Annotated in this window: 12 protein-coding genes; 5 read left to right on the plus strand and 7 right to left on the minus strand. The window is 38.6% G+C overall.

Annotated elements, in window-relative coordinates; genetic code table 11:
- Positions 1 to 34: 34 nt before the first annotated feature.
- The 3 genes from TP70_RS05115 to aryK form a co-directional block, all read right to left on the minus strand.
- Complete coding sequence (locus tag TP70_RS05115; RefSeq protein WP_044360079.1) at positions 35 to 1,210, minus strand: M20 family metallopeptidase; 1,176 nt, start codon at positions 1,208 to 1,210, stop codon at positions 35 to 37.
- A 16-nt stretch (positions 1,211 to 1,226) separates the two neighbouring features.
- On the minus strand, positions 1,227 to 2,618 hold the full coding sequence (locus TP70_RS05120) for an MFS transporter (RefSeq protein ID WP_044360081.1): 1,392 nt from the start codon (positions 2,616 to 2,618) through the stop codon (positions 1,227 to 1,229).
- Positions 2,619 to 2,865: 247 nt separating this feature from the next.
- A complete protein-coding gene (gene aryK, locus TP70_RS05125) occupies positions 2,866 to 5,151 on the minus strand; it encodes a transcriptional regulator AryK (RefSeq protein WP_044360082.1) in 2,286 nt (761 codons plus the stop codon).
- A 183-nt stretch (positions 5,152 to 5,334) separates the two neighbouring features.
- Here aryK and TP70_RS05130 point away from each other — a divergent pair, with 183 nt between their 5' ends.
- From TP70_RS05130 to TP70_RS05145, 4 genes are read left to right on the plus strand one after another with little or no spacing between them, the layout of a single operon-like run.
- Positions 5,335 to 7,281 (plus strand): BglG family transcription antiterminator, encoded by a 1,947-nt coding sequence (locus TP70_RS05130; protein WP_240627014.1) that lies wholly within the window; start codon positions 5,335 to 5,337, stop codon positions 7,279 to 7,281.
- Positions 7,282 to 7,722, plus strand: a complete 441-nt coding sequence (locus TP70_RS05135) for a PTS sugar transporter subunit IIA (RefSeq protein ID WP_044360085.1) — start codon at positions 7,282 to 7,284, stop codon at positions 7,720 to 7,722.
- 1 nt (position 7,723) lies between these two features.
- Positions 7,724 to 8,008, plus strand: a complete 285-nt coding sequence (locus tag TP70_RS05140; protein WP_044360087.1) for a PTS sugar transporter subunit IIB — start codon at positions 7,724 to 7,726, stop codon at positions 8,006 to 8,008.
- 19 nt (positions 8,009 to 8,027) lie between these two features.
- Positions 8,028 to 9,386, plus strand: a complete 1,359-nt coding sequence (locus TP70_RS05145) for a PTS ascorbate transporter subunit IIC (RefSeq protein ID WP_044360088.1) — start codon at positions 8,028 to 8,030, stop codon at positions 9,384 to 9,386.
- A 61-nt stretch (positions 9,387 to 9,447) separates the two neighbouring features.
- Here TP70_RS05145 and gmpC read toward each other — a convergent pair whose 3' ends face one another.
- The 3 genes from gmpC to TP70_RS05160 are packed head-to-tail and all read right to left on the minus strand — an operon-like array spanning position 9,448 to position 11,990.
- The gene (gene gmpC, locus TP70_RS05150; RefSeq protein WP_044360089.1) at positions 9,448 to 10,293 is read right to left on the minus strand and encodes a dipeptide ABC transporter glycylmethionine-binding lipoprotein; all 846 of its coding nucleotides are present in this window, start codon (positions 10,291 to 10,293) and stop codon (positions 9,448 to 9,450) included.
- A 19-nt stretch (positions 10,294 to 10,312) separates the two neighbouring features.
- Positions 10,313 to 10,972 (minus strand): methionine ABC transporter permease, encoded by a 660-nt coding sequence (locus TP70_RS05155; RefSeq protein WP_044360090.1) that lies wholly within the window; start codon positions 10,970 to 10,972, stop codon positions 10,313 to 10,315.
- Entirely contained in the window at positions 10,953 to 11,990 is a 1,038-nt protein-coding gene (locus TP70_RS05160) for a methionine ABC transporter ATP-binding protein (protein WP_044360092.1), read from the minus strand. Before TP70_RS05160 ends, TP70_RS05155 begins: the two co-directional genes overlap by 20 nt.
- 254 nt (positions 11,991 to 12,244) lie before the next feature.
- Here TP70_RS05160 and bioB point away from each other — a divergent pair, with 254 nt between their 5' ends.
- Entirely contained in the window at positions 12,245 to 13,234 is a 990-nt protein-coding gene (gene bioB, locus TP70_RS05165; RefSeq protein WP_044360093.1) for a biotin synthase BioB, read from the plus strand.
- 225 nt (positions 13,235 to 13,459) lie between these two features.
- Here bioB and TP70_RS05170 read toward each other — a convergent pair whose 3' ends face one another.
- Positions 13,460 to 14,278, minus strand: a complete 819-nt coding sequence (locus TP70_RS05170) for a MetQ/NlpA family ABC transporter substrate-binding protein (protein WP_084207653.1) — start codon at positions 14,276 to 14,278, stop codon at positions 13,460 to 13,462.
- Positions 14,279 to 14,283: the final 5 nt, after the last annotated feature.

The following is a 14,283-nucleotide window of genomic DNA, read 5'->3' on the forward strand; positions in this document are numbered from 1 at the left end:
ATCTCTAAAAACACTTTAGAGATAGGGGTTATTCTTATGCTAAGTAGTTTAATACGGTAATACCAACTGCTTCAGCTGCGACACGTAATGATTTTTCACTAATATCAAATTTTGGATGGTGATGTGGGTAACTTTCGCCATCTTCTGGTGCAGCACCTGCATAAATAAATGTGCTAGGTAAGGCCTTGGCATAGTAAGCAAAGTCTTCAGATGGTGGCTGTGGTTCACATAGTTCGATATTTTGAATCGCATCTGTCTCAGCATTTTCAATAGATGAAACAACAAATTGTGTGAATGCTGGATCGTTGTAGAGTGCTGGATAATCATCGTTATAGTCCAGTTCACATGTAACACCGAACATCGCTTCAAGACCGTCTGAGAGACGTGTTATTTCTTTTTTAATCGTTTGTTTCGTTGCATCTGTTAAGGCGCGCACATCGCCTGCAACTTCAACGCTATCTTGAATAATGTTGAACTGCCCTTTACCATCAAAGGAACCAATCGTTACAACGCCTGTTTCAAATGGGCTAAGACGTCTAGAAACAACTGTTTGAAGTGCTGTTACAAAGTAAGAACCTGCGACAATACTATCGTTAGCAGTATGTGGCGACGAACCATGACCACCTTTACCGTTAATTTTTAAGTTGAAGAAATCTCGACCTGTTTGGATGTTACCTTCACGATAATAAACGTTTCCGACAGGCATATGACTCATAACGTGAACACCTAATACGTGGTCGACGCCATCTAGTACGCCGTCTTTAATCATAGCTTGTGCGCCACCTGGTGGTACTTCTTCTGCTGGTTGGTGAATGACAATAACTTTCCCATTGAACTGGTCTTTCATCTCAATGAGTGTTTCAGCTAGAATCAGCATATACGCAGTGTGCGCATCATGACCACACGCATGCATAACCCCTTCATTTTTAGATGCGAAAGGTAAGCCAGTATCTTCGTGAATCGGTAAAGCATCGAAGTCAGCACGAATGGCAATGGTTTTACCCGGTTTGCCACTATCAATCGTCACTTTCAAACCATTTGGTCCTACGTTTGTTTCTACAGTACAATCTTTGCCGCGATAAAAATCTGCAATATATTTTGGTGTTTCTTCTTCATGAAATGATAATTCTGGATATTGATGTAAATGACGACGTATGTCAATCATGCGAGATCCTTTTTCTTTCAATGTATTGATTAATGTTTGTAACATCGTAAAATCCTCCTTGTTATGCTGTTTTTTTGTATGACGGTACAGTGATCATAATAATGATTAATGATAACAGTGCCATTACAACGTTGAGGCCTAAACCAGCCATTGCACCGATTTGGACGTTTGTTGCGTTTGTTACAACACCGTAAAGTGCGCCTGACAATGCGATACCAAAAGCATTACCCAATGATGATGCCATTTTATACACACCGGATGCAGCACCTACTTTGTCTGCAGGTGAGTTTGAGATGGCCATATCTGTTGATGGTGTCGCATAGAAACCTAACCCTAAACCGTATAGTAAGTAACCGATAATACATACAATTACATAGAGTGTACTCGGCAAAAATGTAAGTGACATTAAAATAATACCGAACATATTAATGAATGTACCGATTAACATTGGTTTTTTAGCGCCTACTTTTTGTAATATTTTCTCGCCAACACGAATCATCATTAATACAGCAAATAAATATGTGATAGAGAGCCAACCTGTTTGTGACTCATTGAAACCTAAGCCTTGTTGAACGAATGTATTTGCGACGAGTAGTACCCCTGCAACACCGTTTAATAAGAAGTTTGATAATGTTGCACCCATATAAGGTTTTGATTGGAAAAGCTTAAAGTCGATTAATGGGTTGGCATGTTTCTTTTCGACTTTGATAAAAATCACTGTTGTAATAATGAAAACTGCAAGTAATCCTAAAATAGTAGGTGACATAAATCCAAGTGGACCTGTTTGCGTAATAATGATATTAATGCTTAACATCATAATAACAAGTAATACGAGTCCAGTGATATCAAATTTTGATTTGACATTACTTACAGATTTTGTTTCTGGCGTGCCTTTAATTAATAACATTGAAATAATGGCAACGATAATTGAAATAATAAAGATCCAGTGCCAGCCAAAGTTTGTTGCTACGACGCCACCGAATAGTGATGCTAATCCAGAACCACCCCATGAACCGATAGACCAGTAACTTAAGGCACGTTGACGATCTTTACCTTCATAATATGCTTTCATAATTGCAAGTGTTGATGGCATGATTGCTGCGGCTGATAAACCTTGGATGACACGACCTAAAATTAATAAAGCAGGTAAGTTGCTTGAAATGATTAGTAGTGATCCGATAATGCTAAGCCATAATCCGATATATGTCGTTTTCACACGACCGATTTTATCGGCTAAGCCACCTGCACCAACAATGAACATTCCTGAAAACAGTGCAGTGATACTAACGGCAGTACTAATTGTTCCGATATTACTATTGAATGTGTTTTGAAGTGTTGGGACAACGTTGAGTAGTGATTGAGCGAATAACCAGAATGTAATAACACCGAGTACGATCCCGAGTATTAATTTATTATCCCCTTTATAAGGTTGAGCATGTTGCTGTTGAACCATTTTTGTTCCTCCTAAGTGTTGTTTAAGTAAGATAGCCATCTTGTTCTTTACAACACTTAGATTAAGGTAATTTACTTTTTCTCAATATATAATTTTTATCATTTTAATATTATATTTATCACTTGAGAGAATAAAAATCAGCGAGGACAAAATAGTTACATTCATTTTTGTCATGGATTTCAAGTGACGTGTCTTTTTCACGATTTATAAAGCTAGAAGTGTTATGATTCCACGTCTAGCTTCTTATTTACGGTGTAATGTATTTCTTGAATTCAATGACATGCACGGCATTTGTTAGTAATTTGAGATGATAGGTTAATCCTTGTAATACTTCGACTTCACTAATGTCTAATTTTGGATAAGAGATGCGATTGACGTATGCGATTGTTTCTTCATCCATGCCGTGTTGTGTGTTGTACTGTTGCCAAACTTTATAAAGTACCCCGTGATTTTTATCTAATATCAGGTGTTTGATTTTATATTTCCCAGGTATCGCGTCGGTCATGTTAAGTTGATATTCTTTATGACTATGAACGCTTAGATGTGTATCCAATGTAAAGTATGGGTTGTAATGCTCGGCATCCCAAATAACCACTTGGAAATGGTGTGGTTCGCCTAATACAATACAATGATCATCACGATATAAAATACGATTGAACAATTTACTGAAAAACATACTCGCAAAGAAAGCTGGACGTTTACCGTCAAATTGGTGATATAAATCAATACCACTCAGCTGTGTGACGGCATCTGTATGATTGTACTGTTGGTGAATTTCATAGTTCAACCAATAACCAATTGTGTTGACGCGTTGATTCATTTCGATTAATTGTTCAAAAATAATACCCGCTCTAAAATATTCGCCGTTAGTCAAGTTCGTATCGCCTGTTAAAGTATTCCAATTTAATAAAATAAAAGGGAGTAACGTATCATGATTCAGTTCTAACCAATCAATCAGTTTTTTCAGTTGTAACGTAATGTGTTTTTTAGCTTGGTCATATTGATTGTGTTCTATAGACGTAAAGTCAACAATGTCGTTTTGATTGGCATAAAAAGCAATCGCGTCTATTTGATGTTTGTAAGTATGCAATAAAGATTTAGCTAGGTTCGCCTTTTCTGGATGGCTGATATTGACGTTTAACACGACTGTCGTGTCTGCAAAATAGTGTCTAAATAACGTTACGATTTTTTCAAAGATTGTGTGATTCAGGCAATTAAGATAAATGACTAACTTAAGCTCTTTACTGTTTGGGACGATGTTGTACATATGTTCCAATAGACAGGATAGCTTCGTACAATATTGCTGGAAATTTGCCTGTGATTGTGGCGGATGAATCTCCATGCCTAAACCAATATCATGCGCTAATAAAAAATTTAGGCATTCATCTATTTTCATATACGGGTGTACGTTCGGAATCATTTCGTCACTTTCAATATTTTCACTAATGAGTCGGCGTGTTTGTATAGGGTCTTTAGTAAGGACGTGTCCCAGTCCGAGAACATTTTTGACTTCTACAAGTTGTGTTCTAAATCTTTGGATGAGTAATGTGTCTAAATTTCCAATTTGTATCACATGATCGTAGTGTGAAAGTTGTTGGGTTTGCTCTGAAAAAGTAATGTCGATCACTTTTTGTGCATCTGGAGATTGCATAACAGTACCCATATTTGAATTGATGAAGAGCGATAAATAATACAAATAGGTGTGGTGGGATGTTTTTTCATTTGTTATAAGTGTCTGATTGACAGCACTGTGTTGATAACGATTCCGATATTCTGTCGGTGTGAGTTGCGTGTCTTGTTTGAAATATTTTAAAAGCATATTAGAACTTGTAAATCCATGTTTATATGCAATATGTGTAATCGGTTCGTTTGTATCAATCAAGTCAGCTTTACAATGTTCCAGACGGATATGATTAATATAATGATTGAAGCCAGTTCCCATTTGGCGTGTGAACAATTTGGATAAGTATGCTGGACTCAAGTCAACCATCTCTGCAACGGTACTCAATGTAATCGGTTCTGCATAATGTGTTTCTATGTAATGACATACGGTTTCTAAACGTTGGTCGTGTGCATGTGCTTGGTTATCAAGTGTGCGTTTAGTAGCTAAATAGCGCCCTAAAATAAACATTAAATCCATCAATTTTTGCTCGATATATAAGCGATGAAATGCACCTTGTCGTATATGAACAATGCCGATGTTTGCAATCGCATTTACCATTTGTTCATAAATCACTTCTTGTAACGTTTCTTTCTTTAGTACGAAATAGGTGTGAGAAAAGTCGTGCATATAATTTTGTAAGTAAGATGCTTTTAATTGAATTGCAATGTAAAGTGCATCTTCGTTGGTTAGAAAACGATAGGTCTCTCGATGATTAATAAGGAATAGTTCCCCAGATTGAAAGGACTGTATGTGTTGATGCAAAGCCACTTGCATCGTGCCTTTTAATACTAAAACAATCTTCAAACCTTCATTCAATTGAATTTGTTCGTCATTTGGATGATTGAGCTCAACGGTATATAAATTTTTCATAAGTCACCCCTCAATATTATTGTAAACTAATTTAATATTTTTTTGTTGTGTTATGAGAACGTATAAAAATGATTGTGATACACGCACGCGATAAAATAGATGTGAAATGTTTCGGATTGTGAAGCGAAGTAGATTGCACATCCACATGTAATCGCAAACGCTTACAATAAATATAAGGAGGTTATGCAGTTGTTGAGTGATCGTCAAAGACAAATAGTGGCGTATCTTTCTTCACGTCAGACCTTTGTCACTATCGCAGAGCTTGCCAATCAGTTTCATGTGTCAGAACGGACGATTCAATATGATGTGGCTTATATCGAGTCATTTCAAACGGTATATCATATAGAAGTCGTGCGAAATAAAAGTTTAGGCATTCAAATTCATAAAAAAGTGCCGGTTTCTAGTGCGGATGATGACGTATTAACAGTGCATTATTCAAAAGAAGAACGCAAAGACTATATTTTGTTAAAGCTGTTCGAGTCGACACATCCCGTCAGTTCTACAACGCTTGCGGAGATGTTACACGTTTCAAGGCGAACGGTTGTTGAGGACTTAAAAGGCGTGCAACATGAACTGGACGACTATGGATTAAATTTAGCGTACATTCGTAATAAAGGTTTTGTTATTGAAGGTAACGAAAGAGATTTGCGAGATGCCTATGCGCAAGTTGTACACACTTATTTTAATCATGCAGCACCACAATTAGGGATTGCACACTTTTCGCAAGATGAATTGGAACGAATTAGGCAAATTGTCGTAACAGCCTTAAGACAGCAACAATTACAGCTCGTGCAAGAAGCGATAGATGGCTTAATTTTTCATATCGTCATTGCGATTCATCGTGCACGTGATGCGTTTCATTTTGAGATACCTGAAGCGGAATATCAGCGTTTACAACAAACAGAGGCGTTCCAGCTAGCGTTAGAGATGACATCGCAGTTAGAAGCTTCGTTTGATGTCGCATTTCCAAAAACGGAAGCGGCGTTTATTACGCTTCATTTATTAGGTGCAAAAGGGACCCAACTGCACGCAGAAGAAGCGGTTGAAACATTGACGCATACGATTCAACGGTTTATTCAACAAGTCAGCGCACAAATCGGTGTGCCTTTTGAACGTGATCATAAATTGCGTACAAGTTTGTTAACACATTTGCAACCGGCGATACACCGCATGCGTTTTGGTATGGTGCATACGAATCCGTTGAAGGACGAAATTATGCGTGATTATCCCGATTTAATTCGTGTGATTCAACAGCAAGTGAAACTTTTAGAAAATGTATCTCAGGTCGTATTCAATAATGATGAAATTGCGTATTTGGCACTTCACTTTGCGTCTTCAATGGAACGTGTCAATCATACAAAAGCAACGCGTATGAAAGTCATTTTATTATGCGGTTCAGGGGTAGGGACGTCTCAATTATTGAAAAGCCGTATTCAAAATATTTATCCCGAGTTAGAAATTTTAGATGCTTTTTCAATCTATGATATTTCAGAGTCTTTTCTACAATCGCAAAGTATTGACTATATTATTTCAACTGTCCCAACGCATGAGTTTTCAGTGCCGTCGATTATTGTATCGCCATTTTTGAATAAAGCGGACCGCAAACAAATCAATCAAATGATTAATGCGCACCGAGAGGCGACAGTGGCACATTATCAGCTGGCAGGGCCGACATTGAAAGATGTTTTAACGACAGCGCATATTGTAACTGAGCAATATGCCGAGAATCGAGAAGCTGCTATTCAGCAAAGTGTGGATGTACTCGTCGCATCGGGTCATGTAGATGCACAATACGCACAAGATATTTTGACGCAACTGGATCGTTTTGGTCCTTATATGGTGATTAGTCCTCATATCGCATTGGTACACGCACATTTTGAACATGTTCGTGTGCCTGTCAGTATGGCGCTCATGCATTTTAAAGACGGGGTTGATTTCCATCATGAACGATTTGATCCTGTAAAGGTTGTCATTGTGTTGGCAACAAGCAATGCACAAGTTCATTTGAATGCGTTGGGACAGTTGAGTCAGCTAATGATGGATGACACGGAGCGACAGCATTTAGTTGAAGGGAATCGAACGGAGATAATCCGAAGTATACAAACTGTAAGTCAGGAGGGAGAAGCATAAATGTCAGAAATGATTCGCGCGGAACATATTCAACTGCAAGCGCGCGTCGAAAATTGGGAAGAAGCGATTCGACTTGCAGCACAGCCGCTGTATGAAGCGGGGTATTTCGAACAGACATATGTCGATGCCATGATCAATAGCGTGCATGAAATGGGTCCGTATATTGTCATTGCACCAGAAATTGCGATTGCACATGCAAGACCAAGTGACGATGTGCATCAAGTTGGACTCAGCTTGTTGAAGCTAGATGAACATATTAACTTTACAGAAACAGGTCGTTACGCAACATTGATATTTGTCCTTAGCGCTGTAGATGAAGCAGCACATTTAGAGATATTAAAACAATTAGCAATGCGGTTAAGCGATACCAATACGGTGGCAGCGTTAATGGCCGCACAAAGTAAGCAAGACATTCAAAAATTATTAGAGGAGCGAGATTAAAATGAAAATATTAGTTGTATGTGGACACGGTTTAGGAAGTAGCTTTATGGTCGAAATGAATGTACAGGAAGCTTTGAAACAATTACAAGCACCGGCAAGTATTGAAGTCGCACACAGTGACATTATGACAGCAAGTCCTGAAATGGCAGATGTGTTTATTTGTGGCAGAGATTTAGAAGAAAATGCACAACGTCTTGGCGAAGTGATTGTATTAGATAATATTTTGGACAAAACAGAATTACAAGAGAAGTTAGAAGCGAAACTTAAATCAATGAATCAATTGTAATTAAAAAGGAGTTGACGCTATGAATGCGGTATTAGGATTTTTAGTCGATGTTTTCAGCCAACCAGCCATTCTTGTTGCTTTAATCGCACTCATCGGTTTAGTCGTTCAGAAAAAGTCTGCGGCAGATATTACATCGGGTACGATTAAAACAATTTTAGGCTTTCTCGTATTAAGTGCGGGTGCTGGCGTTGTAACAAGTTCACTTGCACCATTTGGTCAGATGTTCCAAGAAGCTTTCGGTGTACAAGGTGTTGTACCGAATAATGAAGCGATTATTTCGATCGCATTGAAAGAATATGGCACAACGGCTGCACTCATTATGATGTTCGGAATGCTGATTAATATTTTAATTGCACGTTTTACGAATTTGAAATATATATTTTTAACAGGCCATCATACATTCTATATGGCAGCTTTCTTAGCGATTTTACTAACAGTTGGTAATATCACAGGTACACTGACAGTCGTCTTAGGTTCATTGATTTTAGGTCTGATTATGGCTGTCTTACCAGCATTAGGTCAATCAACGATGAGAAAAATTACAGGTTCAGACCAAGTAGCGATTGGCCATTTCGGGACATTGAGTTACTGGGCTGCTGGTGAAGTTGGCAAGCTGTTTGCTGGAAAATCAAAATCAACAGAAGAGATTAACTTCCCTAAAGGATTAAGCTTTCTACGTGAAAGTACGATCAGTATTTCATTAACAATGATTGTGCTGTATATCATTGCAGCGTTGTTTGCAGGGCCACACTACGTTCATACAGAATTGAGCGATGGCACAAACTTTATAGTCTTCTCGGTCATTCAAGGTGTGACATTTGCGGCAGGGGTTTTCATCATCTTAACAGGTGTGCGTTTGATTTTGGCAGAAATCGTACCCGCATTCAAAGGGATTTCTGAAAAACTTGTTCCTAATACGAAGCCAGCTTTAGACTGTCCGATTGTCTTCCCTTATGCACAAAACGCTGTACTTATCGGATTTTTCGTCAGCTTTATTACAGGTGTAGCAGGTATGTTTGTGATGTTCTTACTTGGTGGCGTCGTCATTCTACCAGGCGTTGTACCACACTTCTTCTTAGGTGCAACAGCAGGTGTCTTCGGTAATGCACGCGGTGGTATCAAAGGGGCAATTGCAGGTTCAGCATTGAACGGCTTGCTTATTACTTTCCTACCGTTGTTATTCATTCCGTTTATGGGAGAGTTAGGTTCAGCGGCAACAACATTCTCAGATACGGACTTTTTAGCGGTCGGTATTATCGTCGGCTATATTACAAAATACTTAGGTGCAATCGGTGTAACAGCGCTTATTATTATTGTAGGTGTGCTAGCGGTTATTTTTCAAAAACGTACGACCGACAAGCTTGCACAATCTAAATAAACAATAAAACGGTATCCACAGTACTCTTGAACGAGTTCTATTGGATACCGTTTTTCTACGCTTATTTCAAGCTATCTTCAATTGCTTTAATTTCTGATGGTTTCAAGTCGATGATGATTTCACCGTCTTTAGTATCTTCTTTCAAAGCGTCTCTAGCTTCTTCAGAATGATAAAGTTCTGCGATACGTTTGTATGTTTTATTGTCTTTATCTTTTGTGTTGACGGCAATGATATTGATGAATGGTTTTGTCGCATCACCTTTTGAATCTTCAAGGAATATTGGATCTTTCTTCGCGTCTAAACCAGCTTTTGTTGCAACACCGTTGTTGATAATTGAAATATCAACATCTGATAACGCACGTGCTGTTTGTTGTGCATCTACAGCAGTAATGTCTAAGTTTTTCGGGTTGTTTTTAATATCTTTAATCGAGCTTGAAAGACCAAAGTCATCATTAAGTTCAAGCAAGCCAGCTTTTTCCAGTAACTTCAACGCACGCGCTTGATTGGAAATATCGTTTGGAATCGCGACTTTTGCACCGTCTTTCACATCTTTAATATCTTTTACTTTTTCAGAATAAATACCTAAAGGTGCAAGGACAGATGTGCGAATTGGCGTGATGTCTGTGCCTTTATTTTCTTTTTTGAAAGTATCTAAAAAGGCAAAGTGTTGAAAGGCGTTCATATCAATGTCGCCGTCACTCAATGCTTTGTTAGGTACGTTGTAGTCAGAGAATTGTTTAATCTCCAAGTCAATATCTTCTTTCTTAGCCAGTTCTTTTACCTTTTCCCAAGCTTTGGAATCATTTGAAGCAATGCCGATTGTTACTTTTTTCTGGTTGTCCGAATTTTGCCCACAAGCCGCAAGCAAGAATAATGCTGCGAGCAGGACAGTAAATAATTTTTTCATATTTTTAAGCCTCCTAGTGTTAATTGCGTCTTACTTTTTTAGCAAGGACGTTCCCAAGTGATTGAATGAGTTGCACAATAATGACTAATACGACGACTGTGATCAGAATGACAAATGTATCAAAACGTTGGTAGCCGTATACGAGTGCCATATCGCCAATACCACCACCGCCAACAGCACCAGCCATTGCAGTTGCACCAATCAGTCCAATGATTGCTGTCGTAATGGACAAGATGAGTGAACCGAGTGCTTCAGGTAGTAAGAAATAACGAATAATTTGAACCGGCGAAGCCCCCATCGCATTCGCTGCTTCAATAATACCTGCATCGACTTCTAAAAGTGAGTTTTCAACGAGTCGTGCAATATAAGGTGCGACATAAACAGTTAACGGTACGATTGCAGCCGTTGTACCGATAGACGTACCGACTAACAATTTTGTAAAAGGGACAATCGCGATTAATAAGATAATAAATGGAACAGATCTTAAAATATTGATAATTGGGTTCAAGGCATGGTGGATGATCGCATTTGGCCATATGCCGTTTGTGCGAGTCACAACGAGTAAAATACCAAGCGGAATCCCAATCAATGCCCCGATAACAAGAGCGACTGTTACCATGTATAGCGTTTGATAAAGTGCTTCAAGTAATTGTGCTGAATCAATGGACGAACCGAGCATCGGCAGTCACCTCCTCGTATTGAATATGTTGTGTTGTTAAATAGTCTTGAACAGCTTGTTGTTTTGGCGATTCACCAACAACTTGTAGCCATAGGTAGCCGACGGTATCGTCTTGTATCTCCGCCATGAAAGCATGGATAATATTCACTTTTACTTCAAATTGTGCAATCAAATCATGGACAATCGCGTTCGAGATTTGATCACTTTCGATGAACAATCGGTAGACGTGTGCGTGATCGATATGAGAAAGCTGTTGTACGACTTGTGCGGACGGTTCAGTATTAATCACCGTAGATACAAAGCGTTTGGCCGTTGGTGTTTTCGGATGACTGAAAACATTTTTGACAGAGTCTAACTCGATGACCGAACCTTGTTCCATAACGGCAACACGGTTACATATTTTTTGAATAACACTCATCTCATGGGTAATGACAAGAATCGTCACACCGAACGTTTCATTCGTTTTTTTCAGCAAGTCTAAAATCGCATCTGTTGTAGCAGGGTCAAGTGCACTTGTTGCTTCATCACATAACAATATTTTAGGATTTGTGACAAGTGCACGCGCGATTGCGACACGTTGTTTTTGCCCACCCGACAGTTCAGTTGGGTATTGTTGCGCCTTACCTTCCAAGCCTACAAAAGCAAGCATTTCATTGACGCGTTGTTCAATTTCTTTAGGATTGACCTTTCTAAGGATGAGTGGCATGGCGACGTTTTTGAAGACGGTCTTGGCATTAAGAAGATTGAAGTGTTGGAAAATCATACCAATGTCTTTTTTAACCTTGCGTAAGTCTGCCTGTGTATATGTATTCAAGTGGTGATTATCTACATATACGTCGCCAGAAGTTTGTTTTTCGAGCTGGTTGACGAGTCGCACTAACGTACTTTTACCAGCACCGCTATAACCAATGACACCGAAGATATCGCCTTGATCAACAGTAAAGCTGACGTCATTCAATGCGTGTATGGTTGTGTTCTTTTTGTTAAAAGTTTTGCTGACGTTTTGAAACGTAATCATAAAGGCCTCCTTGAATTCCGACTTAATTGCTAGTGTTTGTTATTGTAGGTCACTTTTAAACGTTCGTCAACACAATATTGCATATTTTCAGAAAATAAATATAGTTTTTATGGCAATAAAGCAATTTTAGAAAATGGCATTTGACATATAAGAGAGCGATTATGGTCGAGTCAAACATTCAAACATTAATGTAAACTTAAATTAAAATAAAGTTACAATTATGTTATACTTTGTTAGAGTAGGAGGGGATTGATATGACAATTGCAGAACGAATTTTAAATGGTGACACATTAACGCCACAAGAGGCTTATACATTATTTGTGGACGAAACAGTGGACACAATGACTTTAGTGCATGAGGCATACCAGCTGCGCAAACATTATTATGGTCATAAAGTAAAATTGAATATGATTTTGAATGCAAAAAGTGGGATTTGTCCAGAAGACTGTGGTTACTGTGGTCAATCACGAGAAATGAAAAATAAACAGCGCTATGCATTGATACCAGAAAATCAAATTACCGAGGGTGCAAAAGTAGCAGCTGAGAATGAGATTGGCACTTATTGCATTGTGATGAGTGGGAGAGGACCAAGCGACAAAGAAGTTGAGCATATTACAAACTCTGTCAAACATATTAAAGCTGAACATCCACAGTTGAAAATATGTGCATGTTTGGGTTTAGCGAATGATGCACAGGCTGCCAAGCTTAAAGAAGCAGGTGTTGACCGTTATAATCATAACCTCAATACAAGTGAACATTATCATGATGAAGTTGTGACGACACATACATATCAAGATCGTGTCGATACCATTGAGACGATGAAAGCCCACAATATTTCACCTTGCTCAGGTGTCATCTGTGGGATGGGCGAGTCAAATCAAGATATTGTCGACATGGCTTTTGCGCTGAAGAAAATTGACGCAGATAGTATCCCGGTTAACTTTTTACATCCAATTAAAGGGACAAAATTTGGTGATATGGCGCAACTTACACCAATGCGTTGTCTAAGAATTTTAGCCTTGTTCCGTTTAATCAATCCGTCGAAAGAAATTCGTATTGCAGGCGGACGTGAAGTCAACTTGCGCTCGCTACAAGCCACGGCATTAATGGTAGCCAATTCGATCTTCGTGGGCGATTACTTAATTACAGGTGGTCAACCTAACCAATTGGATTACGATATGATTCAAGACTTAGGCTATGAAATTGATTACGGTGAAGCACCAACTGCTGTAACAAATGGCTAGTTAAATCAAATAAAATAAGACCTGTGTCTCAGTGATGAAGCACAGGTCTTATTTTAAATGTAACGCGTACACGCTGTTGTAGACTTGATGTTAAAAGCCTAACTGTTTTTGTGACAAGTCAGTGTTCGCAAAGTAGGATGCTCGATGGAACTTCGCAACCCGACGAAATTTGGAATGGTGTTTTGCCCATCGTTCTTGTTTGACTTGACTCCTAAACACTTCATTTTACCAATCGGTTGGTTCGATATAACCGCTGTATTCTTTATGTTCGCGGAACCATTTTTTGAATTCTGGATCACGATATGTTTCGCGTAAAGCTTTTGCCCATTCTTTGTCTTTATCAGCTTCGTTAATACTTAACATTACTTTATGTTCGTCAGGTGTTTTTTCAACAACTAAAGCATCACTAATTTTTTGTCCACTGTCTGCAATATAGTTACCATTCACAATACCATAATCGACATCTTCTAATGAGCGCAGTACTTGAGGTGCTGCCACTTCACTGAATTTTAAGTCGTATTTATCAGGATGTACGCTCGACAATTTAAAGTTAACACCTGTCGTTTTGTTATCAAGTTTAATCCAACCCAATCCCTCTAAAATGCGTAAAGCACGTTCTTGGTTTACTGGGTCATTTGGTACGGCAATCGTTTGCCCGTCTTGTACCTCATCAAGAGACTTGTGCTTTTTCGACCATACTGATTGTGGTGCAGTTGGTACGTCGTTATTTTTAATCATTTTCGCATCAATTTTGTCATTGATACTATTCATGTAAGCTGTACTTTGGAAAACAGACGCTTGAATATCGCCATCTTTCATGGCAGGATTGATTTGGTCTGTTTGAGAGAAGCTTTTAATTTCAACGTCATAACCTTTCTTTTCCAAGATTGGCAATGCGCCACCACGGAAAATTTCTTCGTATGTACCAGGACCAAAACCGATTGTAAATTTTTTGGCATCAGAGTCACTAGACGCATCATCTTTACCACATGCGACGAGTAAAACCGCAATCACCAAAATAAGACTGAACTTAAGATATTTCATCATAC

Origin of the sequence: Staphylococcus microti (genome assembly GCF_000934465.1) — a bacterium.
GTDB lineage: Bacteria > Bacillota > Bacilli > Staphylococcales > Staphylococcaceae > Staphylococcus > Staphylococcus microti.